The sequence below is a fragment of the Kutzneria sp. CA-103260 genome, from assembly GCF_018263855.1.
GTDB lineage: Bacteria > Actinomycetota > Actinomycetes > Mycobacteriales > Pseudonocardiaceae > Kutzneria.
The window spans coordinates 1,303,523-1,327,090 of the sequence record NZ_CP073318.1 but is presented as its reverse complement, the minus strand read 5'-3'; the positions used below and the strand labels follow the sequence as shown (position 1 = coordinate 1,327,090).

Sequence of the window (23,568 nt, the reverse complement as noted above, 5' to 3'; positions counted from 1 at the left end):
CGTCGCTGGTGACGTTCTGGTTGGCGGACAACCCTACTCACCCCACGATCGGTGCACGGCGGTTCACCCTAGGGGTGACGGCGACCTACTGCGAGTGGCCGCGCCCAGGACCACCCGATCGGGTTGCGTTAGCGGTTGTGCGGCCGTCCGTCTAGGCTCTCGCGGTTGGCTTTGTGAACGGTGAGGTGGCGGTATGAGTGGCGATCTGAGCTGGGTTCCGCCCGAGGTCGACCCGACCGTGCCGCACCCGGCCCGGGTGTACGACTACTGGCTGGACGGCGCCTCCAACTTCGCCGCCGACCGGGAGCTGGCCGAGAAGATCAACAAGATCATGCCCGGGGTGCGCGAGGCGGCCCGGTTCAACCGGGCCTTCCTGCGCCGGGCGGCGATCTTCATGGTGCAGGCCGGCATCCGGCAGTTCCTGGACGTCGGCTCCGGGCTGCCCACCGCCGGCAACCTGCACGAGATCGTGCAGCAGATCGACCCGTCCTGCCGCGTGGTCTACGTGGACCGGGACCCGATCGCCGTCGCGCACAGCGAACTGCTGCTCAGCGGCAACGACCGGGCCGCCGTGGTGCACGCCGACGCCCGCGACCGGCTCGGCATCATCGAGTCCGAACAAGCCCGGCGGCTGCTGGACTTCTCCCAGCCCGTCGGCCTGTTCATGTTGCTGCTGCTGCACTTCATGCCCGACGAGTGGGACCCGGCCGCCGTCGTCGCCGGCTACCGCAACGTGCTGCCCGCCGGCAGCTACCTCGCCGTCTCGCACGTGGCCGCCGACGGCGAGGCCCGCAACCTCCGCGACGCCGTCAAGGTGTACGACCAGAACACCCACAACCAGCCGTTCCCCCGCACCCACGAGGAGGTGCTGCGCTTCTTCGACGGCTTCGAGCTGGTGGAGCCGGGCCTGGTCGGCTGCCCGATGTGGCGGCCGGACGGCATGGGCGGCATCTCCGACGACCCCGCCATCAACTCCCTCCCCTACGCCGGCGTCGGCCGCAAGCCCTAGTTCGGGTGTCTCCAAGACCCACAAACCCTGTTGTGCGCGTCGCTGACCGCTACAAACCCGGCAGCGCCGATCGCGGGGTTTGTAGCGGTTAGCGACCCTGTTCCGGGGGTCTGTAGGTCTTGGAGACCGGCAAACTGTCAGAGGCGGCGGATGCCCCACAGTCCGGTGGCGTAGAGGCCGTCGTCGTCGAGCACGCTGCGGCCGCTGGAGTCACCGAAGCTGGGGCCGTTGGGGGTGCCGCGGGCGGCGATGAAGCGCTGCTGGCCGGCGTCGTCGACACCGAGGTAGATGCCGACGTGGTCGACGGTGGTCTTGGCGCCGTCGGTGCTGAACAGGAGCAGATCGCCGGGCTGGGCCAGGAAACGGGTCTGCGGCGAGCCGGCGGCGTGGTCGGCGATGGTGGCACCGAGGGGGGCGGTCGGCATCTCCTGGGGCGTGCGCGGCAGGCCGCCGGCGCCGATCGGATAGCCGAGCCGGTAGCCATAGACCAGGCGGACGTAGCCGGCCGAGTCGACGTCGCCGAGGCGATCCTTTCTCGGTTTCGCGCCCTGGTAGGCCACGCCGAGGAAGTCGTTGAAGTCGGCGTCGTCGGCGTAGTGGGCGAAGGTGACGTACTGGGTGGCCACGGCCAGCACGTCGGGGCTGCGGTCGCCGAGTTCGGTGTCCAGCCACGGCCGGAACCAGGAATCCTTCTCGGCGCCGGCTTTCCAGGGCTGCGGCGCGAGCCGGACCCAGTTGGTGGTGGTGACCAAGGCGCTGGTGCGCTGCGGATCAGCGAACGTGCGGCTGGGTCCACTGAGGACGGCGGAGCGGGCGCCGTCGGTGAAAGTGGCGATGAGCCGGACATGTTCGTCCAGCACGGCGGTGCGCGGCGGGCCGTCCAGCCGAACGAAGCTGTACCGGGTGCTGGCCGGATGGGCCGGTGCGATGGCCACGACCGCGCCGTTGTCCCGAGCCCGGGTCGGCACGTCCTGCGCCTGCGAGAGGTGCACGACCGCCCCGCCGGAGGCGACCAACGTCGTCAGCAACACAGCTGTGCGTAAGTGTTTCACGGCAGGGGCTCCTACGAGGTGGGGACCAGGCCGACCAGCACCCCGCTGGCCAGCACTCCGTACGAGGCAAGGGCAACCGATCCGGTGGCCAGCACGGTCACCGCGGGCGGCTGACGAACCAACTGGTAGGCGATCAGACCGGGCACCACAAAACCCAGCGTCTCATGCACGTACAACAGCGGATAATGATCCTGGATCAACACGAACACCGTGGTCTGCAACAACACGCCGAGCAGCACCACCGCCGCGAACTGCCGCTTCCCGTACAGAATCACGACTTTACTCAGCCCCAGGGTGGTCAGATAGGTCAGCACGGTGGTCAGCACCACCAGCGCCGCCCGCCGATAGTCCTCGACCAGGGTCAACGCCAACCAGCCGGGAGTGATCATGCCGCCCGGCGACAGGTTCGTGGTGAGATAACACAGCAGGGAGAACAACAACCCGATGGCCAATCCCAGGGTGGCCACCTCCGGGGACAGTTCCTGGCTGATCATAGCCGCTCCAGGGTTTCCAGTTGGGCGAGCAGGATTTCGCCCTGTCCGTGGATGTTGCCGATGGCCGCGAGCGAGGCCTGCTCGTCGATGCCGTCGACCAGCGCGTCCAACAGTTCGGGTGCGCTGCGGCGGCCGCCGAGGTCGACCACCTTGGCCCGCCAGTCCGAGGGAATCGCGGCCAGCGCGCTGCGGGTCGGCTCCCCGATCAACAGCACCCGGTCCGGTCGCAGACGCGGCACCAGCGCGCCCATCTGGCCGTTGCGCTCGATCCGGTCCGGCCGGCAGTTGATCACGATGTGCAGCGGCCGGCCGATCGCCCCGTGATCGAGCAGATGCTCGATGTTCATCACCGTGGACTCGGGATCGTTGGCCGCGAACACGTTCGCGAAGTTCAACCGCTTGCCCGCCGCCGCATACCGGTCCACCCGCAACACACCCGGGTCCGGCGGGGCGGCCCACATGCCGGCCATCGCATCGGCCCGACCGACGTCCAACAGCTCGGCGACCGTCAAGGCGATGGCGACGTTCTCCTTGAACGTGATCCAGTCGAACCCGGCCATGTCCTCATCGGTCACCGACTCCGGATCGACCGCGATCAGCGTGCAGCGGCGCTTGTCGGCTTCCTCCTGCAGGATGTGCAGGCGGTCGCGTTCGGCCGTGACGCAGATGCCGCCGACCGGCATCGACCGGCACAGCGACCGCGCCACGTCGTCGAGGGTCGGGCCCATCTCGGCGAGGTGGTCCTCTCGGACGTTGCACAGCACGCCGATGCTCGACTGGATCAGCTTGGTCTGGTTGATCTCCTGCAACGGCGGGGCGACGGCCATGCACTCCATCACCAGGGCGTCGGGGTCGTAGCCGGCGGCCCGCCGGACGATGGCGATCTGCTCGACGACGTTGGCGATGTTGAACTTGCGGTGCACCGGTTCCTCGCGGGCGTCGGGGTGGATGAACCGCGCGGCGGTGCCGGTGGTCTTGGCCACCGTGGTCAATCCGCCGCCGCGCAGCGCGCCCGCGCACAGCCGGGTGATCGACGACTTGCCCCGGATCCCGTTGACCAGCACCCGATGCCTGATCCGGGCCAGGTTTCGGTTGTGTCGCCGCTGTTCCACCATCCCACACACCAGCAGCACCAGGCAGGAGAGCGCGTACACGGTGTAGAGGAAGCGCATTCGGGGCTCCTAGACCAGCATCGGGACGGAAGGGGCGGCCGTCGGGATCCGCTGTCTGCGCGCGGCGTCGAGACACTCGGACAGGGTGCCGATCTCGTTGAGCCGCTCCGGATAGATCACGGTCTTCAGGTCGCCTTGGGCCAGCCCCAGCGCGGCAACGGACAGCCGCCGCAGCGGGCGCACGAAGCACAAGTGGTACCAGCCGAGCAGCAGCAGGGCGAGGGCCCCGGCGGCCAGCGCGGCGAACAGCACGTAGCGGCGAACCACGTTGTCCGGCAACGGAAGCGTGGTCAGCGGCTGTTGCAGCACGACGGTCCAGCGCAGCGGGTCGGTGCTCGGCGCGCCGGTGACGGTGGCCGCGGCGACGACGTACCACTCGCCGTCGATCTGGTCGGTGCCCGGCCGGCCGACGCCGCCGAGCGCGTCGGTGACGCTCTGCCGCAGGGCCTGGTCGGTGAGCATGTCGAAGGCCCGGTAGCCGTCGGCCGAGGCGAGGGTACGCAGGCCGGAGTCGACGAGCTTGCCGTTGCCGGCGCTGCGGCGCAGGATCGACGACAGCTTCGTCACGTCCAGCTCGCCGATGAGCACGTGCGAGTGGTCCGGCAGCGGGGTGCTGGCGTAGAGCACGGGGATGCGGCCGGCGGTGTTCTGTTGGTGCAGGCCGGATCCGGCCGGCGGGCGCTCGGTCGTGCGCAGCGGCGCGCGGCCGGCGGTGACCTGCACCGAGCCGGCGGCGTCGGTGACGTAGACGCTGCGGTAGCGGTTGTTCTGGGCGATCAGGTTGTCCAGGGCCGGTTTCAGCGACGCCACCTCGCCGTTGGCGCGAGTGGCGAAGGTGCGCAGATCACTCAGGGTCGCGGAGAGCTGGTCGCGCAGCGCGCCCGCGGTGACCTCGGCCAGCCCGCGTTCCCCTTGTACGACGAGGTCCGGCACGGTGGGCACCGTCTCCCGGGCGACCACGCCGATCACGGCCGAGCAGACCAGCAGCGGGGCGACGGCGGCGATCACCAGCGTGCGGGCGGAGATCCGGCCACGCCTGACCGGAATGATCTCGTCGCGCAGCGCGGCCGACACGATCGTGGCTTCGCGGAGCCGATATCTGCGGCGGTGGTGGCCACCCAGGGCCTCGCCGCGCAGGCGACGCAGCGGCAGCACGAAGCCGAACCCGATCAGCACCAGCGTGATCAGCACCGCGGCCGCGAGCGCCGCCGCCACCCACTCGGTCTCCACCGGCGTCTGCGGCGCGCCATGGGCCGGCGCCGAGCCGACGAGGACCAGGTTGAGCCCAAGTGGCCGAGCCGGATCACCCGTCAGAATCGGCGCGTAGACGGCAATCGGCGTCGTCCGGCGGCCATCCACCACCGGCCCGGTGCTCTCCTCGCCGACCACGCTTCCGGCCGCGGTGACCGCGTTCGCGCTCGCCGTGGTGACCAGCCGCTGATATTCGGGGTCGAACGACCCGCGCGACTTCACCACCTGGCCGTCGGGTGTGGTCAGCAGCAACGCCTCGGCCGGCGACCCGGACAGTGTGGTGGCCGGGATTTTCAGGCCGGTGGTGACCAGAACCAGCCACTGGGTGCCAGGCAGCGGGGCGGTGGTCAGCACGACCGTCGCGCCGGACTGGTCGCGCACCAGGTTGACCGTGATGCGGTCGACGTCCTTGCTCGGCAACGACTCCACCGGCACCGGCTCGCCCGTGCCGGCCAGCAGCACGCCGCTGGATCGATGCACCAGGGCCAGGCCGAGGGCCTGCGGGATGCTGCGGGTGAAGGCGGCCAGCGTGCCGGCCGGACTCGGGTCGGGGTGCACGGTGTACAGCGCGCCGGCCGTGCTCAGGTCGCCGGCGACGTCGCCGATCGAGTCGGCGGTGGCCCGGGCCAGGTCGTTGACGAGCAGTTCCTGGGACTGCGCAACGACTTGCGGGCCGCCGCTCTGGCCGGCGGCCGGCAGTGCGAGCACACACCAGGCCATGAGCAGGGCCAACGCGGCCCCGACGACCACGAGTGGGACCCGCAGTCCGTCCGGAAAGCCGTTCTCCACCGGCCTGGGGCCGGCCGACATCGCCACCACGCGCGCTCCCTGATCAGTCCACAGAGGACGGTTTCAACGCGGCGGCGGGGTGCTGCGTCTCGGTCGTACTGTCTACTTCATTGCCTATTAGAGTATGATTGGCGTCACAAGGCAAGCACGATTCGCGACCGACCGACCGCGAGCAGCCACCGCCGGGCAGCCCGAAACCTCCGGAGAGTTCCTGGTGTCTGCCCGAAATCTGCTGGTCACCGTGCTCGGACTGATCTGCGTGGCGGTGCTGGCGGTGATCAACATTCCGCACCGGCCGGGCGGAATTGATCTTGCCGAGCGGGCCTCACAGTTCGCCGCCGCGCTGGAACCCGACGCACCCTACCGACCGCCCACGGTCCGTGAGGGGCAGGACGCGCTGGCCGGCCTGATCCCGCTGCTCACCGGCGGAAAGGACACTCAGGGTGAGGTGAAAACGCTTGCACCGCTCGGCTTCACGCTGACCGACGGCCGGGACACCGGATCCGGCCGGCACTTCGTGCTGGCCGCCACCCAGCCCGGCGACGAGCGGGGCTGGGGCATGTACATCGCCGACTACGGCGCCACCCCGAAAGTGGTCATCGAGGTGCCGCATCCCAACTTCGACCTGGACACCGAACAAGTCGGTGTCCAGTTGTACCGGGCGCTGCCCGGATCCGCGGTGCTCATCGCCGGTGCGCACCGCCGGGCGGCCAACGGCCTGGCCGACGTCGCGCACAATGCGAACTCCCTGTTCAACCTGGTCGCGACGGCTTTGGCGCACAAGGGGCTGCCGCAAGTGCAGCTGCACGGCTTCGACGACAACAGCCTGCCCGGCATCGGCGTCGTCGTGTCCGGCGGCTCGACCAAGCACACGGCGCTGCACGAGCGGATCGCCGACCGCGTCGAGGCCGGCGGCACAGCGGTCTGCCGGGCCTGGCAGCAGAGCTGCGGCCACCTCGAGGGAACCACCAACGTGCAGGGACAAGCCGCCGACTCGATGGGCGCGGTGTTCGCGCACATCGAGTCGGACAGCGAGATCCGGTCCCAGTCCGCACAGCGGGACCGGCTGGTGGCGGCGCTGGCCGCCGCGATCAGCTCTGACCCATAGCGCCGACCACCTTGGTCGACAGCGCGGTCGCGTTCACCACCGTGCCCGCCTTCAGGCCCTTCGCGTCCCGCACCTGCATCTCCTTCCAGCCCAGGTACGTCCCGGTGGCCGGATCGATGATCAGCTCGTACTGGGTCGCGTCGTCGACCAGGCCGAAGCCGGTGCCCGACCGACCGTCGAAATCCGCCTGCCCACCCAGGACCTGGAGGTTCGGCAGGTAGGCCAGCGCCTGGAAGACCGCCTTGCGCAGGTCGGCCGGGATCAGGCCGGTGTCCAGGCCCTCGCTGATCTCGGTCAGCAGGATGTGGCCCTGGTCGCCCGCGGCCTCCGAGCGCAGCTTCTCGTACAGCTTCTTCGGGTCCCGGGTCAGGGCGGCCAGGTAGGCCGGTGTCGGGCGGGTGAAGGCGGCCGGCAGGTCGTCCTGGCCCCAGAACGCGCCGCCCCTGGCCTTCCATTCGCCCAGCGGCATCAAGTCCGGCATGTCCTTGGGGAAGTCGTCCGGCGAGCCCACGAGCAGCGTCTTGCGGCCGGTGCTGCTCCGCTTGGTCTCCCAGGTCTGGCCCTGGTCGGCCGGCACCCACGTCTCGTAGGTCTCGTCCTGCGTGTACGCCCAGCCGATGTGGTTCTCGTCGGCGCCGCCGGAGGCCATCGCCATCGTGTGGTTGCGCACGTACAGGAACTGCCCCGGCTGGAGCACCACATCGCCGGTCTTGCTCGCCGCCTGGCTCAACGCCTCGGCCGCCACCGCGCTGCCGATCCGCGGCTCCGGGCCGGAATCGACGTCGCCGCCCTTGGGCACGAGGGTGGGGCCGACCAGGGTGAGCACCAGCACGCCGACTACAACGGCGGCCGCGGCCAGCCATGCGACATGGCGCGAGCGTCGGCGTGGTTGGGGAACCGCGATCGACTCGGCTTCCGCAGTCGTCACCGACTGAGTTTCTACAGCCGTGTCAACGGTCCTGCCCATGCGGGCCATCAGCCGGGCGCGGCCGGCGGCGAAAGCCTCGTCGGACATCGGGGGCAGCTCCGACACCGCCCGCTTGACCAGGTCGTCCTCGGCGGGACGCAGTCCCTCACGCATCGTCGTCACCCTCCTGTCCCTCAATCTGCTGTCCCTTGATCTGCGCTCCCTTGATCTGGGCACGCAGCTTGGCCCGGGCCCGGAACAGCCGGGTCCGGACGGTGGCGACCGGGATGTCGGTCACCTCGGCGACCTCGGCCGGCGACAAGTCGGCCCAGGCCACCAGCAGCAGCACGTCCCGTTCCTCCGGCCGCAACTCGGCCAGCGTGTCAGCCAGGTCGCCGACCACCGTCTCGGCGTCGATGACGGCAGCGGTCCGCTCGTCCAGGCGGTCGCCGACAACCCGCCGCCCATGATCACGGGCCAGCGCCCGCAGCCGCCGGCCCTCGGAGCGCACGTGCTGGCGCAGCATGTTGGTGGCGATGCCGTACAGCCATGCCTTGAGGCTCGCTCGGCTCGAATCGAAGTCGGCCCGGCGCTCCCAGGCCGTCAGGAACGCCTCCGCCACCAGGTCGTCGGCGACCTGCGGATCCACCCGCATCGCCAGGTAGCGGTGCAACGTCCGGGCATGGCTGTCGTACAGCTCGCCCAGCTCGTCGGCGTACCCCACCCCCGGGCCTCCCGTTCGCGCCAGCGGCGCCGTCTCACTGCTCACCGACCATATTGGCCGGACGGCACCGGCGCGTTCCCGTACCGTCGACCGGGTGACGATTTGGCAGGAGTTCACCGAGGTCGCGCCGAAGATCGCCGCGATCTTCACCCGGCGGCACGCCGCCACCGGCAACCTGTGCCTACTGGCCACCCTGAGGGCTGATGGTTCGCCCCGGATCAGCCCCATGGAGCCCCGGCTGTTCGAGGGACAGCTGTGGCTCAACGGCATGCCCGGCACCAGAAAGTTCCAGGACCTGGCGCGGGATCCGCGATTCTGTCTGCACACGGCGACCGTGGACACGCATGTGTCGGACGGGGACGCCAAGCTGTGGGGGACGGTGCACGATGTGCAGGATCGTGATCTACATGCGCGGTATGCGGAGGATCTGTATCAGAAAACGGGGTTTGATCTGAGGGGTAAGGTGTTCAGGCCGTTTTATGCGGCGGAGATCAGCAGTGCTTCGGCGGTGGAGGTGGGAGAAGGGCATATGGATGTGACGGTGTGGAAGGTAGGGGAAGAGGAGCGGGTGGTGCGCAAGCACTGAGGGGGTGAGATTGGGAGGGTTTGGGGTTGGCGGTTTGGATTTTCGCGACAGGACTTTGGAGTGCTCCGGGTGGATTTTGTGCGGAGACCTCTGGGCGATGGCGTATCGAGGCGTCATCGGGCAGGCTCCGCCTGCCTCGATTCGCGGACCAGCGTATGCCATCGCCCCCCTCCGCACAAAATCCACCCTCCGAGGAGTGGGGTTGAAGGGTTCTTGTGGGCGTCCTTCGCGGCAAGGATTCACCCGTTAGGGATTCGAGTTCGATCATGCGTGCGAGTATCCTGGAGACATGAGGGAAATCATCCGAGAAATGGAGAGCATGGAACCGTCAGGGGGACATGCTGGACCTGCTCGCGGGTGCGGATCTCTCCAGCCTCACAGCCGATCAGCAGGTGACGGCGTTCATCATGGCCCGCAAGATCAAAGCCTTTGCCGATCACGTTCAGTTGTCGATTCTGCATGACTTCGAGGACACGACCGAGATGGCCATGGCTGCTCATGAGCCGGAGCAATCAGTGGTGCGGCAGAAGCAACGCAGCCTGGTGCTGGACCGCCTGCCACGGCTGTGTGAGCAGCTGCGGCGCGGGGAGCTGGACCTTCGGCAGGTGGAAGCCGTGGATGAACGGGTGGTCAACCTACCCAGCCCGGCCATGATCACCCAGGTGGAAGATGCCCTGGTTGAGGCGGCCCCAAGACTGACCCGCAGCCAGCTGGCCCGACGCGCCACCAAAGCCGTCGCCGAGGTCGACCCCACTGGGTATGACCAGCGGCGGTTGAAGGCCATCCGGGAGCGGCGGGTGGAGTTCACGCCACTCCCGGATGGCATGGCCCAGTTGCGGATCACGCTGACCGCACTGGATGCCCGCGCCGCCTACGACCTGCTCACCCAGGACGGTCGCGCCCAGGTCAAAGACGACTGCACCACCGACCAGAAACGGGCTGATGCTTTCCTCGACCGGTTCCTCGGTTACGGAGTGGACCGCAAGGTCAAGGTCCACGTCACCATCCCGATGGAAACCCTGATGGGCCTGACCGAAGACCCCGGCCTCCTCGACGGCTACGGCCACATCGCCGCCGACGCCGCCCGCGAACTGGCTGGGCAGGGACCATGGCAGGGACTGCTCCTCGACGAGTACCGGCACGCCGAATCACTGGGCACCGACACCTACCGACCCCCGACCGCCGTCAAGGAATTCTCCGCGCTCAACGGCGGTGGGGTCTGCTCCGCCCCGGGCTGCATCCGCCCCATCGGCGAGTTCGACCACACAGTTCCCTGGCCCCAGGGCAAAACCAACGCCACCCAGCTCAAGGGCTACTGCACCCACCACCATCACGTGAAGCACGGCAAAAGTGGCGACTACGTGGTGACGCTGGATCCGGACGCAACCCTGCACTGGGTCACTCCGCTAGGCCGGCACTACACCACCCAGCCACACCAATACTGACCGACCGACGCACCCGTTCCTTGACAACTCCACAGCGAAACAATCAAGGCGTGGGCAGCGAATGCCCCGGGCAAACCACATCCCCAGCAGGCACCTTCCCGGTCAGCAAGTAATCCGTCGCGTACCCATCCACGCACCCGTTGTGCACCTGCGGCCGGTTGTACAGCCCATGCGATCCCCCACCCTGCTCAACCACCAGGTGAGAACTCGGCAACAGGCTGTGAGTCCGCAGAGCCCCCTCATACGGAGTCGCACCGTCAAGCGTCCCCTGAAGCATCAGAATCGGCGGCAACCCACGCCCATCGATCTTCACCGGCTGCTGTCCCGCCACCGGCCAATAGGCACACGGCAGGTTCAACGCGACGTTGGCCCAGGTCTCGATCGGAGCCTTCAACGCGTACAACGAGTTGTCCCGGTCCCAGCGACCCCACGACCGAGGCCACGAAGCGTCGTTGCAGCTCACAGCGGTATAGGCGGCGTTGGCGTTCTCGGACGCGGCGGACGTCGGGTCAGCGTCCCGGGCGTCGGCCAGCAACGCGGAAGCATCCCCGCGCACCACGTAGTCGCTCAGGGCCCGAGCGTTGGCGACCCAGTTGGTGTCGAAGTACACCGAGTTCACGATCACGGCATCCAACTCCGCCGGCCCGAGCACCTCAACCGGCGCAGCAGCCAGCCGTGACCGGGCAGCCAAATAGGAGCCATAGACGGCCCTCATCGACGACCCCAGGTGGAACACGTTGTCGTACTGGGCGATCCACCCGAACCACTCCTCGGCCCGGCCCTGGAAGGCCACGTCCTGATCCAGATTGCCCTGGTACCAAACGTTCTCCACCGACGCGTCGGCGTTGCTGTCCAACACCATCCGCCGCACCCGCTGCGGAAACAGCTGCCCGTACACCGCACCGAGATAGGTGCCGTACGACGAGCCGTAGTAGCTGATCTGCCGCTCCCCCAACGCCTTCCGGATCTCGTCGATGTCCCGGGCGGTGTTCGGCGTCGTCAGATAAGGCAACTCGGCCCCACTCCGAGCAGCACATCCCCGCGCATAGAACTGGGCCCGCTGCCGAATCCGCGCCTTGTCGGCCTCGGACGCCGGATTCGGGTCGGCGGCCGGCGAGGCGAAGAAGGAGCCGTCCACGCAGCTGACCGGGCTGCTCGCCCCGACGCCCCGAGGGTCGAAGCCGATGTAGTCGTAGGCCTGCCGGACCGAGGCGGGCAGGATGTCCGCCTTGTACAGTCCGCTGGTGCCGGGCCCGCCCGGGTTGTAGACGATCACGCCCTGCCGCCGGGGACCGGTGGCCTTCAACCGTGACACGGTGATGGTCAGTTTCGGGCCCCACGGACGGGAATAGTCCATCGGCACGGAAAGCGAGCCACACTCATACCCGGGATGTCCCGGACACGGATGGTCGAACAGCCCCGGGGCCGGTGCGCCCGTGACGAGATTGGCGACCAACGCCGCCACCGACAACACCGACCACATGGGCGTCCTCCCGTGAACGATCAGAGCGACAGCTTGAAACCGAGGTGGGTGGCGGTGAAACCGAGCTGCTCGTAGAACCGGTGCGCGTCGGTGCGGGCGGTGTCCGAGGTCAGCTGCACGATGGTGCAGCCCCGTTCCCGCGCCTGGTCGATCGCCCACGCCATCAGCTGCGACCCGAGCCCGGTGCCGCGTTCGGTGCCCCGCACCCGCACGCCCTCGATCTGGGCCCGGGTGGCGCCCTTGCGGGACAGGCCGGGCAGGAACGTCAGCTGCATGGTGCCGACGACCTCGCCGTCCCGGTCGGCCACCACCAGGAACTGGTTCGGGTCGGCCGCGATGTCCTTGAACGCCGCCAGGTACGGGGTCAGGTCGTCCGGGGACTCCCTGGTCGCCCCGAGCACGTCGTCGGCGAGCATCGCCACGATCGCCGGCAGGTCCGCCTCGGTCGCCCGCCTGAACTGCACGTCACTCACGCTGTTGTCTCCTTGTTACCGTCACGCCGTGGCCCCCATGCCACCGGCCTGAGCCGAGGGTACGGACACGATCAGCCGGCACTTCGCGACGGCCTCGTGCGCCCGCTGCACGGCGGTCGCCGCATCCGGCCCGTCGGCCCTGGCCCACAGTGGGCGTGAGCCGGAATCGCTGAGCTCCCCGACCTGATCACCGGGTTTCGCCACGACCACGACCCGCTCGTCGGCGCCTTCCACCGACACCAACGTCCCCGCGCACGGCGCGATGCCGAACCAGATCGCCTGCGCGGGACCACCGGGCTCGGCCAGCCGTTGCCGCAGACCCGGCAGCACCGACTCGCCGAGGGTCTGCGCCACGACCAACCGCACCAGATCCACACCGGTGGCGTCCTTGGCCAGGTAGGGAATCTCGTCGCCGGCCAGCCGCAGGTGGGTCTCGATCGTGCGGGGACCGCGCTCGGTCAGCACCAACTCCGTGTGGCAGGGCCCATCCCGTACGCCCAAAGCCGACAGCACCCGGGCGGTGTGCCGCTTCACGGCCTCGGTGGTGTCGGCGTCCAGGTCCGCCGGGATCACGTGGCCCAGTTCGACGAACGTCGCCGGGTCGGAGAACTTCTGCGTCACCGCGACGACAACGTGTTCTCCCTGCTCGGAAAACGACTCCACGCTGATCTGGCGGCCGGTCAGGAACTCCTCCACCAACACGCGGGCCGCCCCGGTGCGGCCGGTGTGTGTGGAGCCGACACAGCGTTCGTACCGTGTTGAAGCGTCGGCGGGATCGGACAGCACGCCGACGCCGGCGCTGCCCGAACCGTCCAGTGGCTTGACGATCCACGTGCCCGGGTTCTCCGTGACCCACCGGGCCAGCTCCTCGGCGTTGTCGACCGTGTGGCTGCGGACCTGTTCGACACCGGCCGCGGCCAGCACCCGTCGCATCGTCGCCTTGTCGTGCACGGCGGCGACCGTGTCCGGCGCGTGCATCGCCAGCCCCAGCGCGACGCCGACCGCGGCCGCCCGGTCCTGGTCCCGTTCGCCGAGGGTGGCGATCCGGGTGACGGGGTCGGCGGCGTGGATCAGCGCCGCCGCGTCGATCCACTCCTGGTCGTCGCAGTCCGGGCCGATCGCCACCACCCGCTGATGCCCGGCCGGTTCCCACAACCGGGGCAGCAGCGCGAGCTGGCACAGCACGGAGGTCCGCACGCCGGGCCGATGCGTACGCAACAGCCCGGGGATCTCCATGCCGCCGCCCACCACGAGAACGTGTTCCTGATCGCTCACCGCAGCACCTCCACCCGTCGTCCGCCCGCCACCATCAGCACCGCGCCCACGGCGAACGCCGCCGACAACGCCACCCAGCCGACCGGCCCGCGCAGCACCACGGCGGTCATGAACGGCGGCCCGAAGCACAGCTGGGCCGCGATGCCCAGGTTGAACACCCCGATGTAGGCCCCGGCCGAATGCGCGGGGGCCAGCAGATGCGACAGCTCGAAACCGGCCGCCGTGTGCAGGTTCTCCCCCACCGTCAGGGCGATCACCGCCAACGCCGCCAGGACACCGGCCAGCACCGGCCCGGTGTGCTCCGCGGCCAGGAACAGCAGACAGGCCCCGACCAGCGGCAACACCGCCCGGATCACCGTGCGGCGGGCCGCGCTGAGGCCGATGCTCCACTTCGTCACCGGCACCTGGAGCACGACCGTGAGCACGGTGTTCAACGCCAGCAACGGCCCGACCAATGCCGGCGGGGCGGTGGACTTGGTGACCAGCCACAGCGGGATCAGCGTGAACAGCACCGAGTCGTGCAGGGTCAGCAGGGCATTGCCCACGGACATCAGCAGATACCGGCGATCGGCCGTGGGCAGCGCGGTCGGCGGACGGTCCCGTGCCGGCGCTGGCCGGACGTCCCGGTTCAGCGATCGCACGACCAGCAGCAACCCTATGTAGGACAAGGCGTTGACGGCGAAGCCGAAATGGAACGCGCTGACCGTGTTCATGCCGATCAGCACGCCGGAACCCAGCAGGCCCAGGCTCATGCCGGCGTTGCGCATGGTCCGCAGCACCGCCAGCGACCGGCTGCGCTCCTCGACCGGCTCGACCTGCACCACGAACACCTGCTGCACCGGCGTGCTGCCCCGGTCCAGCAGGCTGACCAGGCAGGTCAGCACCAGGTAGGCGGCGAACGAGTCGACGAACAGGAAACCGGCGTAGCCGATCGCCCGGGCCAGCAGCAGCACGCTCCACACCCGGCCGGCGCCGAACCGGTCGGCCAGCCACCCGGCCGGGACCGGGCCGGCGAGCCCGAGCAGGTTGGCCACGCCCAGTGCCACGCCGACACTGACCGGGTCGATGCCGACGTGCGTGACGACAAAAACCGGGATCAGGGCCAGGAACAGCCCGCTGCCCATGGAATCCACCGCGGCCGCGCCGGCCAGCAGCCGGCCGGCGCGGGTGTGCGGGGTGTAGGCCCGCAGCAGGGTGGCGACGCTCACGGCGAGACGGCGTCGAGCACGCTGGTCACGTCCGTGACCCAGTCGCGGCGGGCGGGCAGCTGGCCGGTGATGGCCTTGTCGAACTCGGCCCGCAGGGTGGTGAACACCGGCCCCGCGCTGCCGCCACCGACCGGCAGACCGTCCAATGTGGTCACTGCCACGAGCTCCATCGCCGTGCCGGCCAACAGCACTTCGTCGGCCATCCGCAGGTCGGCCGGCGCGAGCGGACGTTCCTCGGTCGGCACGCCGACATCCGCGGCCATGGTGAGCACAGCGTCGCGGGTGATGCCGGGCAGGATGCCCTCCGACACCGGCGGGGTGACGAGAACGCCGTCCAGCAGCGCGAAGACGTTGGCCGCCGAGGCTTCGGCGACGCGGCCGGCTTGGTTGAGCAGGATGGCCTCATGGTCGCCGCCGCGCACGGCCTCCAGCCGAGCCAGTGACGGATTGATGTAGCCGCCGGTGGATTTCACGCTCGGCGGCAGCTGCGCGGGGCCGCTGCGCACCCAGCCGCTGGTGCGCACCCGAATGCCCTGGTCGGCGTCGGGCAGGTAGCCCGACCAGGCCCAACAGCCGATCGCCACCCGCACCTGATCCAGTTGCCCGGCCACGGACATCGCGCCCTCGCGCAGGAAAACCAGCGGGCGCAGGTAACCGGAGGACAGCCCGGAGCGCAGCGCCATGTCGGTGCAGGCGCGGATCAGTTCCTCCTCGGTGTACGGGACGCGCATGCCCAGCGCCCGCGAGGAGTTGACCAGCCGCCGGATGTGCTCACGCAGCCGGAACACCAGCGGACCGGTCAGTTCCGGCGTGCGCGACGGATAGAACCGGATGCCCTCGTAGGCGCCCCAGCCGTAGTGCAGGCTGGGGTTGAGCACGTGCACCATGGCGTCGGCGCCGGCCACCACCTCGCCGTCGATCCACACCGGACCCGAGGTCACGTCCATCGGTCTACTCCCCTGTTCACAGGCCACATTCCTCGGTCAGCCGCAGACGCTCGCCGCGGTCCTGCACGCGCAGCGCGGTGCGTAGATTCTCGTGTCCCGGCAGGTGGAACACGCCCAGCCGGGGCTCGAAGTGGCAGCCCCGCGTGCGTTTGGCCGGATAGCTGGCCAGGCCGAGCTCCAGGCGGCGCACACCCCGGGGCAGGCCCCACTCCAGCGCGTCGTAGTAGACGACGTTGAAGTAGCAGAAGTCCTTGGGCCCCAACCGGTCGTAGTCAAACCCGGCGGTACGCGCATACAGCGTGTCGCCGCGGCGCAGGCAGATCACGAAGCCCACCGGCTCGTCACCGCGCAGGGACCTGATCACCACCAGGTCCTCGCCGCACCACCGGGACAGCGCCTCGAACTCGGCGACGGTGCGGTCTCGTTGGTCGGGCAGGCCGTACCGGGTGCGCAGGTTGCAGCGCAGCTCGACCAGGTCGTCCCCGATCGCGTCCGGGCCGGTGGTGATCGTGCTGCGGTCGGTGCCGGCCAGGTAGCTGCGGCGTTCATGCAGCACCCGGGTCCGCCGGCGCGAGGACAGCCCGTTGAGATAGTCCTCCCAGGTCCCGCCTTCGCACTCCAGCACGCTTTCCGCGCCCAGCACGGCCACGTCGTGCTCAGGCGTCAGGGCCGGCCGCATCCAGTCCAGCAGGCCCTCGGTCAGGTACAGCAGACCGTGGCTGTTGCAGCCGTGGCTCTCGGCCACCTCGGCGACTGCCGCCGGCAACTCCCGGCAGAGGGCGATCCGTTCGTCCTTGTCCAGCACTGGATCCAGCGTGACGCCGTGGTGCGCGCCGTGCGTGCCCAGCACCAGGCTCGGGTACGCCGCCAGCCGATCCTCGGTCAGGTCCAGGTTCTCGACCTGCTCCGCCTCCGGCAGTCGCTCGTGATCACCGAAGGCTCCCTCGTTGCCGATCATCGCCGGCAGGTCGTAGAACAGCAAACCGCCCGGCTGTTCGCTGCGCAGCAATGGGGCCAGCAATGCCGGGCGGCCGTCGCGGATGGCCGCCAGATGCAGGACCGGATGCTGGGGCAGGGCTTCGGTCACGCGGCGGAAGCCCGGGGCCGACCAGACCGGCGTGTGGCCGACCGGGTCGACCCAGTGCTCGAAGTCCACCTCGGACAGGTCGACGAGCTCCCACTTCATCGGGCGCCGCCCACCGAAATTATCTCCTGCCAACCAACTTTGCCCTCCATCAGGTCCGCCGACTCCTGGATCCGTTGCCGCAGCTCGCCTTCGCTGTCGGCCGTCACCGTCCACGTGACCACGAAGTCGCCGGACTTGCGGGCCTCGTACCGGTCGCGGTCCCAGACGTCGCCGGGCTTGGCCAGCACCTCCAGGTCGTGCACCCAGGGCGGCACGTCGGTCGGCACGCTGGTAATCCGGCCGTGCCGGGGCGGAAGGCCGAAGTTCGCCACCGAGCCGGCCCGCACGGCCGCCCCGGCGATAGCTGTGACGTCCACCGGGAGACCTGCGGCGATGCGGAGCCAGGTGGCCCGGAGATCCAGCCCCAAGGCCCGGTTGATCATGGGCGGGATGGGGTGGCCGGGCAGGCGGGAGGCGATCTCGCACAACACCGGCCGTTGGCCCTCGGCGACGAAGAACTCGGCGTGCAGCACCAGATCCTCGGCTGCCGGCAGCGCGGCGACCACGCGCCACAGCTCTTCGGTGAGCGGGCCGTGCCAGGGGTGTTCGGCGGTCAGCAGCAGGCTGCCGCTCCCGCTGTCCTCCCAGTGGGCCAGGCAGGCCAGGTCGGTGTAAGCGGCAGGCAGCGCGAACACCGGCTTTCCGCCGACCAGCAGGCCGTCCACGTGCACGACCTCGCCGGGGACGAACTGCTCCACCACGTGATCGGCCAGCTGATCGGGCAACTCGGCCAGATCGGCCGTCGACCGCAGGATTCGCACGCCGACGCTGCCCGAGGAGGACCGAGGCTTCAGAACGGCGGGAAGGCCCTGGTCCGCAACGAACTCCCGCACCTCGGCGGCCGTTTCCACGGTGCGATAGGCCGGTCCGGGCAGCCCGGCGGCGAGGGAGTGCTTCCGCATCAGCGCCTTGTCCCGATATGCCAAGGCGCTCACCGGACGTTGGCCAGGCAAGTCGAGGGCTTCCCGCAGCTGCGCCGCGGCGACGACATCCGCCTCGGCGAAGGACACCACCCGCTCGAACCGGTGCCGGCGAGCCAACTCCAGGCCGGCCGCCACCAGGGTTTCCGTGCGGTAGTCGGCGACAGTGACCAATTCCGAGGCACCGCTGGGCACGGGGCCGCCGGTGATGACCACGCAGTCGTCGACGCCGCTCAGGTCCAGACCGCGTTGTCGGGGACTGACCAGGACCAGGATCACGGGTGCTCACTCCCCAACCGGTCCAGCAGCTCGATGGTGGCCGAGTCCAGCTCGATGCCGTCCCGCAGCTGCCGTTCCCAGTTCGCCCGCTGGGGATCGCCGGGAATCAGCACCGGCGCGGCCGGATCAGCCGCTTGGTTGGCCCGCACCGCGCCGATCAGCCGGTTCATGGCCTGCCCGGCCTGGTCGCGGCCACCGAGCGCGTCGGGGTCGACGGCGATCAGCAGGTGCGCCACCCGTCGGCCCTCATCGACCGTGCCGATGTGCGGCATCTCGAAATCGAGCGGACCGCCGACGAGCACGGCGGTCAGCACGGTGACGGCCATGGCCAGGCCCTGCCCCTTGTAACCGCCGAGCGGGGCCAGTGCCGAAGCCTGGGCCGGGTCGGTGGTCCCCTGGCCGCTGTTGTCCACGGCCCAGCCGGGTTCCAGCGGCCGGCCGACCCGGCCGCGTTCCTTGATCTCGCCGAAGCAGACCTGGCTGGTGGCCATGTCCAGGAAGAACTCGTCGCCATAGGCGATGGCGATCGGGTTGGTGCCGAACAGCGGTGTGGTGCCACCGAACGGCGCGACGCGGTTGGCCGCCGACGTCGTCACGAGGCCGAGCAGCCCGGCGTCGGCGATCCGGCGGGCATAACAGCCGGCCGCGCCGAAATGGTTGGAGCGCTGGACGCCGACCACGCCGACGCCGAACCGCTTGGCCCGCTCCACTGCCAGCTCCACGCCCCGCAGCCCGGCGACCACCCCCAGCGCGTTCCCGGCGTCGAGGTGCACGACCGGCCCGGAGTCCTTGCGTACGGCCAACACCGGCTCGGCCACCGCGACGCCGCGGTCCAGTTCGTCCAGATAGCTACCGAGCAGCCGAATCCCGTGCGTGTGCACGCCCAGCAGCGAGGTCTCCACCAGCACCTCGGCGACCTCGGCCGCCTCCTTGACGCCCTTGGCCTCCAACGCCGCCGTCGCGACCCGGCGCACGTCCGCCGGGCTGGTCCAGCGGTGAGTGTCCACAGTGGTCATCGCCCATTCCCCTCATGTGCCGGCCCCTCATGCGCCGGCGAGGTCCAGTCCGGGGTGAAGCCGGTGCCCGTGCCGCCGGCCAGCCGGATGCGACCGGTGTCGTCCAGGCCTGCGCCGGTCCCGGTGTCGATGTCCAGCAGCGCGACCGTGTCCAGGTCGACGTGGTCGGCCAGCCGAGCGATGTGCGCGGCGGCGCTGGCCCCGGCCGAGGACTCGGGCAGGCAGCCGAGCATGCTGGCCACGCCCAGTTCCCGGCACTCCCGCAGCATGGCCAGCGCCGGCGTGAGCCCGCCGGCCTTGAGCACCTTGACGTTGATGCCGTCGAACCGGCCGGCCGCCGGCCGCACCTGGTCCGGCGTGGTCACCGACTCGTCGGCGAAAATCGGCACCGGGCTGCGGTCGCGGGCCGCCAACTGTCCTTCGACCTCGGTGACGGCGAACGGCTGCTCCAGGGCGACCACGCCCAGGCCCGGCAACTCGTCCAGCACCTCGAACAGCGCTTCCGGCTGCCAGCAGGCGTTTCCGTCCACCCAGAACGGGGCGTCGGTGTGCTCGCGCAGCGCTCGCAGCACGTGCAGGTCGTCGGCCTTGGCCAGCTTCACCTTGTACAGGCCCCAGCCCGGAGTCCGGTTCAGCTTGTCCACCATGACATCCACGGTGTCCAGGCCGATGCTGTAGCTGGACGGCAGCCCGCTCGGGTCGGGCAGCCCGAGATGCTCGAACAGCGGCACGCCGGCCAGCCGGGCCGCCAGGTCGTGCGCGGCGACATCCAGCGCCGCCAACGCGAACGGGCAGTCCTTCAGCTGCGGAGCCAGCTGTTGCCAGGTCTGCTCCGGCTGGTGCGGATCGACGTCCAGATCGAGCCCGTGCAGGCGGTCGACCACGGTGTCGGTCTCGGAGTTGTAGACGGCGGTCATGAACGCCGACGCCTCGCCCCAGCCCGACTCGCCGTTCGCGCTGAGCTCGACCAGGACGGCGCGGTGCTCGGGGATCTCCTCCCGGGCGCACCGCCATACGTCCTTGTCCCGCATGCGAACCAGGTGCGTGCGCAGCCTCATCACGCGGCCCCGCCGAAGAACTCCCGGTCGTGCTCGCCGTACGGGCGAAGGTCGTTCCACCACTGCGCTTCCGCGTCGAACCGGGCGTGGAACGGCCGCCCCACCAGCTCCGGATTCCGGTGCTGGAGGAACCGCAGCGCGAACGCCGGTCCATTGTGGAGGTTCACTACGCCGTCGATGGCGACCTTGCCCGGCGAGGCCGACATCACCGGGCCGCGGGCGCTGCGCCCCAGCCCGGACAGCCCCTTGATCGCACCCCGGTATATCTCCAGCGCACGGGCCAGCGGCAACCCGAAGTACCGACGCGCGCCGGTATCGCGCTCGACGAACATGTAGTACGGCACAACTCCGTTGCGCACCTGGTCTTTCCACAACTGCGCCCACACGTCCGGGTCGTCGTTGACGTGCCGCACGACCGGCGCCTGCGAACGCAGCACAGCCCCGGTCCCGGCCAGCCGCCGCAACGCTGCCCGGGCAGCGTCGGTGTCCAACTCCGCCGGATGCGACAGGTGCAGCATGAGCGCGACGTGCTTGCCGGCGTCCACCAACGCGGACAGCAGCCGGAGCAGCTCGTCGGCCTCGCGCCCGGCGAGCACGCGGTGCGGCCAGAACGACACGGCCTTGGTGCCGATGCGGACCGTCTGCACGGTGTCGTGCTCGGGACGCAACAGCGGCCGCAGGTACTGCTCGATGAGCTCGGTGCGCATCACCAGCGGGTCGCCGCCGGTGAGCAGCACGTCGGTGATCTCCGGGTGGCGCCGCAGGTGCGCGGTCATCACCTCCGGCCCGGACACCGCCAGCCGCAGGTCGCTGCGGTCGACGAACTGGGCCCAGCGGAAGCAGTAGCCACAGTAGCTGTGGCAGGTCTGCCCCTGGCGCGGGAACACCAGCAGCGTCTCGTGGTACTTGTGCTGCAGGCCCCAGCCGTCGGCGTCCTCCTCCTGTGGCACGTTCAACGCCAACTGGTCGCCCGGGTGCGGGTTGAGCCGGTCGCGGACGGCGTCCACGGTCTGTCGCAGGCCGGCGCGGTCCTGCGTGCGCATGGCCAGCTCCACCGCGGCGAAGTCGTCCGGCAGCAGCATGTCCCGGTGCGGAAACAGCAGCCGGTACATGGCGTCGTCCGGGGCGCGGTCCCAGTCGATCAGCTCTTGCACCACGTAGGAGCTGACCTTGAAGGGCAGCACCTGGGACACCACGTCGACCTCGTGCGCGAGCCCCGCGTCGCCGGTGCGGTCGAGCACCAGGTCCCGCAGCCGCCGACCGGAGACCGTGCGCAGCGCGGGCTCGCTCTCGACGGTCACCGTCACTGGTTCACCACCGACTTGCCCCAGTCGAAGTCGACCTGGTCGAGCACGTCCATCTCGGACAGCAGCGAGTGCAGCCCGGTGTAGTCGCGGACCAGCCGGGCCCGGCTGGTGTCCTCCCGGGTCTCCTTGACCATGCGCTGCCAGTCCGGCACGTTCTCGATCTCCAGGATGCGTTCCCAGGTGGTGTAGTCGGTGGCCACGAACGCGTCCAGGCCGGCCAGCAGCATGTCCAGGAAGAACCGCTTGCGGTTCGGGTCCAGCACCTCGTAGACGATCTTGCCGAGCTCGTCGGAGATCGAGGCGTGGCAGTACTCGTCCCGGTTGTGCAGCTTGGCCGTGGTCGAGTTGATCACCTGGATGTCCGGGTCCTCGGCCAGCAGGTCCAGGTAGGCGTTGATGGAGATCTCCGAGACGGTGGCGAAGGCCAGCGTGGTCAGGCTGCGCTGCCAGCGCTCGTCGCAGCCGTCCCGCAGCTCCTGGTGGACGCGGGCGGTGTGCGAGGAGGGCAGCCAGGCGTCCGGCAGCTCCGCCTGGCGCTTGCGCCGGGTCACCGCGCTCGCGTTGATGTGCATGAGCGTGTGGTACTGCTCGTCCACCATGGCCTGGGCCAGCGCGATCTCCATGTCCTGGCCGCCCAGCCCGGGGAACTCGCCCTCCATGACCAGGGCGAACGCCGGGTTGGCGACGCGCTGCTCGGCCAGCACGGTGTGCCGGTTGTAGGCGATCCAGGACCAGCTCAGCAGTCGTGACCTGGTGTGATCGGGCAGGCCCTGCCAGATCGGGTGGTCGCGGAACGGAATGATGCCCTCGGGATAGTCCGACCGGGCCAGCTCGAACAGTTCGTCGAGGTCGGGCTCGTCGCGCTTCACCGTCGCCCGCCGCCGCCAATTGCCGGCGAGCCGGGTGATGATTGCGCTTTCTGTCGCATCCGCCGGATCGAAGGACGGCAGCCCCGGGATATGCGTGAAATTGTCCTCCACGGTCACGCGACCCTCCGATCCGAAACCCAGAAACGGGTGAGGTGGCGGGCCTTGTCGGCATAGCTGGACCGGGCGTGCAGCATGCGCTGGTTGTCCCAGATCAGCAGCGCGCCGTCCGGGATGAGGATGCTCAGGCGCAGTCGCTGGAACGTGTCGCTGACGACGTGGGCCAGCTCCCGGCCGGCCTCCCCCAGCGGCAGCTGGTCGGCCGTCGGCACGCTGTCCAGCGGTGGGTCGTAGTCACCGCTGGTGAGCAGGTTGAAGCTGAACCGCAGCAGCCGCTTGCCGTCGGCCCGGGTGCGCAGCAGGGCGGTGCGCACCGGCCGCGGGGCCGGGCCCGGGAAGTCCAGCTCGGCCTCGGTCAGCAGGGCCAGCTGCGCCGGATCCAGCTCCGGCAACAGGGATTCGACGTCGAGCAGGTCGGTGTGACCACCGCCGCACTGGGCCTGCTGATGGCAGAACAGGGCCAGGTAGGCCGGGCTCGGGTCCCAGCCCGGGGCCTCGGTGTGGGCCAGGATGGTGTTGACGCTCTGTGAGTACGACCGCCCCTCGTTGCCCGGGCGGTAGGTGACCTCGTGCGTGAGTGTGCCGTGGTACTGGGGAATCAACTCCCCTATTTCACGCAGCAATTCCGCCGCCGCGTCCTGATCGCCGACGTCCCTGATCAGCGCGTATCCGTGTTCGTCGAGAACGGCCCGCGTCAAGCTGGTCGAGGCTGGTGTGAGCAGAAATGGCTTGGACACAACTAATCCCCAGTCATCCGCGACGAGTGCTCCCCAGTAGGCCAGGAACGTCGAAACGTCCCACGTCCACAACCGACCTTGGCCAACATTACGGCCCGGTCTCAATGTGATCAGCGTCACACCCCCGTGAATATTACCGAAACCTTGAACCAGCAA

At 69.6% G+C, this 23,568-nt stretch carries 22 protein-coding genes; 4 read left to right on the top strand and 18 right to left on the bottom strand.

Annotated features, from left to right (window positions below; genetic code table 11):
• Positions 1–193: 193 nt before the first annotated feature.
• Positions 194–1,009 (top strand): SAM-dependent methyltransferase, encoded by an 816-nt coding sequence (locus JJ691_RS05850; RefSeq protein WP_211767765.1) that lies wholly within the window; start codon positions 194–196, stop codon positions 1,007–1,009.
• Between the two features lie 137 nt (positions 1,010–1,146).
• Here the strand turns inward: JJ691_RS05850 and JJ691_RS05845 are convergent, their stop codons facing one another.
• From JJ691_RS05845 to JJ691_RS05830, 4 genes are read right to left on the bottom strand one after another with little or no spacing between them, the layout of a single operon-like run.
• Entirely contained in the window at positions 1,147–2,061 is a 915-nt protein-coding gene (locus JJ691_RS05845) for an NlpC/P60 family protein (protein ID WP_211767764.1), read from the bottom strand.
• Positions 2,062–2,072: 11 nt separating this feature from the next.
• Entirely contained in the window at positions 2,073–2,555 is a 483-nt protein-coding gene (locus JJ691_RS05840; protein WP_211767763.1) for a poly-gamma-glutamate biosynthesis protein PgsC/CapC, read from the bottom strand.
• On the bottom strand, positions 2,552–3,727 hold the full coding sequence (gene pgsB, locus JJ691_RS05835) for a poly-gamma-glutamate synthase PgsB (protein WP_211767762.1): 1,176 nt from the start codon (positions 3,725–3,727) through the stop codon (positions 2,552–2,554). The genes JJ691_RS05840 and pgsB overlap by 4 nt, the downstream gene beginning before the upstream one ends.
• Positions 3,728–3,736: 9 nt before the next feature.
• On the bottom strand, positions 3,737–5,797 hold the full coding sequence (locus tag JJ691_RS05830; RefSeq protein WP_211767761.1) for a HAMP domain-containing protein: 2,061 nt from the start codon (positions 5,795–5,797) through the stop codon (positions 3,737–3,739).
• A gap of 184 nt (positions 5,798–5,981) precedes the next feature.
• Here JJ691_RS05830 and JJ691_RS05825 point away from each other — a divergent pair, with 184 nt between their 5' ends.
• A complete protein-coding gene (locus JJ691_RS05825; RefSeq protein ID WP_211767760.1) occupies positions 5,982–6,875 on the top strand; it encodes a hypothetical protein in 894 nt (297 codons plus the stop codon).
• Here the strand turns inward: JJ691_RS05825 and JJ691_RS05820 are convergent.
• Both JJ691_RS05820 and JJ691_RS05815 read right to left on the bottom strand, forming a co-directional pair.
• Positions 6,859–7,956, bottom strand: a complete 1,098-nt coding sequence (locus tag JJ691_RS05820) for a CU044_5270 family protein (RefSeq protein ID WP_211767759.1) — start codon at positions 7,954–7,956, stop codon at positions 6,859–6,861. The two genes, JJ691_RS05825 and JJ691_RS05820, sit on opposite strands and share 17 nt — an antisense overlap.
• Complete coding sequence (locus JJ691_RS05815) at positions 7,949–8,551, bottom strand: RNA polymerase sigma factor (RefSeq protein WP_211767758.1); 603 nt, start codon at positions 8,549–8,551, stop codon at positions 7,949–7,951. The genes JJ691_RS05820 and JJ691_RS05815 overlap by 8 nt, the downstream gene beginning before the upstream one ends.
• A 49-nt stretch (positions 8,552–8,600) precedes the next feature.
• Between JJ691_RS05815 and JJ691_RS05810 the strand changes: the two genes are divergently transcribed.
• Both JJ691_RS05810 and JJ691_RS05805 read left to right on the top strand, forming a co-directional pair.
• Positions 8,601–9,092: a pyridoxamine 5'-phosphate oxidase family protein gene (locus tag JJ691_RS05810; protein WP_249227714.1), complete on the top strand. Its 492-nt coding sequence runs from the start codon at positions 8,601–8,603 to the stop codon at positions 9,090–9,092.
• A gap of 338 nt (positions 9,093–9,430) precedes the next feature.
• Positions 9,431–10,537, top strand: a complete 1,107-nt coding sequence (locus JJ691_RS05805) for a DUF222 domain-containing protein (RefSeq protein WP_211767757.1) — start codon at positions 9,431–9,433, stop codon at positions 10,535–10,537.
• Between the two features lie 43 nt (positions 10,538–10,580).
• Here JJ691_RS05805 and JJ691_RS05800 read toward each other — a convergent pair whose 3' ends face one another.
• The 12 genes from JJ691_RS05800 to JJ691_RS05745 all read right to left on the bottom strand — a co-directional run bounded on the left by JJ691_RS05800 (position 10,581) and on the right by JJ691_RS05745 (position 23,532).
• Entirely contained in the window at positions 10,581–11,843 is a 1,263-nt protein-coding gene (locus tag JJ691_RS05800) for an alpha/beta hydrolase (RefSeq protein WP_211767756.1), read from the bottom strand.
• A gap of 197 nt (positions 11,844–12,040) precedes the next feature.
• On the bottom strand, positions 12,041–12,493 hold the full coding sequence (locus JJ691_RS05795; protein ID WP_442912716.1) for a GNAT family N-acetyltransferase: 453 nt from the start codon (positions 12,491–12,493) through the stop codon (positions 12,041–12,043).
• A gap of 21 nt (positions 12,494–12,514) precedes the next feature.
• The gene (locus JJ691_RS05790; protein ID WP_211767755.1) at positions 12,515–13,768 is read right to left on the bottom strand and encodes an ATP-grasp domain-containing protein; all 1,254 of its coding nucleotides are present in this window, start codon (positions 13,766–13,768) and stop codon (positions 12,515–12,517) included.
• The gene (locus JJ691_RS05785; protein ID WP_211767754.1) at positions 13,765–14,976 is read right to left on the bottom strand and encodes an MFS transporter; all 1,212 of its coding nucleotides are present in this window, start codon (positions 14,974–14,976) and stop codon (positions 13,765–13,767) included. Before JJ691_RS05785 ends, JJ691_RS05790 begins: the two co-directional genes overlap by 4 nt.
• Positions 14,973–15,923 (bottom strand): branched-chain amino acid transaminase, encoded by a 951-nt coding sequence (locus JJ691_RS05780; protein WP_211767753.1) that lies wholly within the window; start codon positions 15,921–15,923, stop codon positions 14,973–14,975. Before JJ691_RS05780 ends, JJ691_RS05785 begins: the two co-directional genes overlap by 4 nt.
• A 16-nt stretch (positions 15,924–15,939) precedes the next feature.
• Positions 15,940–17,109, bottom strand: coding sequence for a GNAT family N-acetyltransferase (locus JJ691_RS05775; RefSeq protein ID WP_211767752.1), 1,170 nt, complete (start codon positions 17,107–17,109; stop codon positions 15,940–15,942).
• Positions 17,106–18,308 (bottom strand): ATP-grasp domain-containing protein, encoded by a 1,203-nt coding sequence (locus tag JJ691_RS05770; protein ID WP_211767751.1) that lies wholly within the window; start codon positions 18,306–18,308, stop codon positions 17,106–17,108. The genes JJ691_RS05775 and JJ691_RS05770 overlap by 4 nt, the downstream gene beginning before the upstream one ends.
• A complete protein-coding gene (locus tag JJ691_RS05765; protein ID WP_211767750.1) occupies positions 18,305–19,324 on the bottom strand; it encodes an Ldh family oxidoreductase in 1,020 nt (339 codons plus the stop codon). The genes JJ691_RS05770 and JJ691_RS05765 overlap by 4 nt, the downstream gene beginning before the upstream one ends.
• On the bottom strand, positions 19,321–20,382 hold the full coding sequence (locus tag JJ691_RS05760; protein WP_211767749.1) for an enolase C-terminal domain-like protein: 1,062 nt from the start codon (positions 20,380–20,382) through the stop codon (positions 19,321–19,323). The genes JJ691_RS05765 and JJ691_RS05760 overlap by 4 nt, the downstream gene beginning before the upstream one ends.
• Positions 20,382–21,689, bottom strand: coding sequence for a KamA family radical SAM protein (locus JJ691_RS05755; RefSeq protein ID WP_211767748.1), 1,308 nt, complete (start codon positions 21,687–21,689; stop codon positions 20,382–20,384). The genes JJ691_RS05760 and JJ691_RS05755 overlap by 1 nt, the downstream gene beginning before the upstream one ends.
• A complete protein-coding gene (locus JJ691_RS05750; protein ID WP_211767747.1) occupies positions 21,686–22,675 on the bottom strand; it encodes an AurF N-oxygenase family protein in 990 nt (329 codons plus the stop codon). Before JJ691_RS05750 ends, JJ691_RS05755 begins: the two co-directional genes overlap by 4 nt.
• Positions 22,672–23,532: a TauD/TfdA family dioxygenase gene (locus JJ691_RS05745; protein ID WP_256449369.1), complete on the bottom strand. Its 861-nt coding sequence runs from the start codon at positions 23,530–23,532 to the stop codon at positions 22,672–22,674. The genes JJ691_RS05750 and JJ691_RS05745 overlap by 4 nt, the downstream gene beginning before the upstream one ends.
• Between the last annotated feature and the right edge of the window lie 36 nt (positions 23,533–23,568).

Excerpts from the sequence above, each read along its gene's own strand:
- JJ691_RS05850 (WP_211767765.1), top strand. The coding sequence starts at position 194 with ATGAGTGGCGATCTGAGCTGGGTTCCGCCCGAGGTCGACCCGACCGTG.
- JJ691_RS05840 (WP_211767763.1), bottom strand. The coding sequence starts at position 2,555 with ATGATCAGCCAGGAACTGTCCCCGGAGGTGGCCACCCTGGGATTGGCC.
- pgsB (WP_211767762.1), bottom strand. The coding sequence starts at position 3,727 with ATGCGCTTCCTCTACACCGTGTACGCGCTCTCCTGCCTGGTGCTGCTG.
- JJ691_RS05820 (WP_211767759.1), bottom strand. The coding sequence starts at position 7,956 with ATGCGTGAGGGACTGCGTCCCGCCGAGGACGACCTGGTCAAGCGGGCG.
- JJ691_RS05805 (WP_211767757.1), top strand. The coding sequence starts at position 9,431 with ATGCTGGACCTGCTCGCGGGTGCGGATCTCTCCAGCCTCACAGCCGAT.
- JJ691_RS05780 (WP_211767753.1), bottom strand. The coding sequence starts at position 15,923 with ATGGACGTGACCTCGGGTCCGGTGTGGATCGACGGCGAGGTGGTGGCC.
- JJ691_RS05775 (WP_211767752.1), bottom strand. The coding sequence starts at position 17,109 with ATGAAGTGGGAGCTCGTCGACCTGTCCGAGGTGGACTTCGAGCACTGG.
- JJ691_RS05765 (WP_211767750.1), bottom strand. The coding sequence starts at position 19,324 with ATGACCACTGTGGACACTCACCGCTGGACCAGCCCGGCGGACGTGCGC.
- JJ691_RS05760 (WP_211767749.1), bottom strand. The coding sequence starts at position 20,382 with ATGAGGCTGCGCACGCACCTGGTTCGCATGCGGGACAAGGACGTATGG.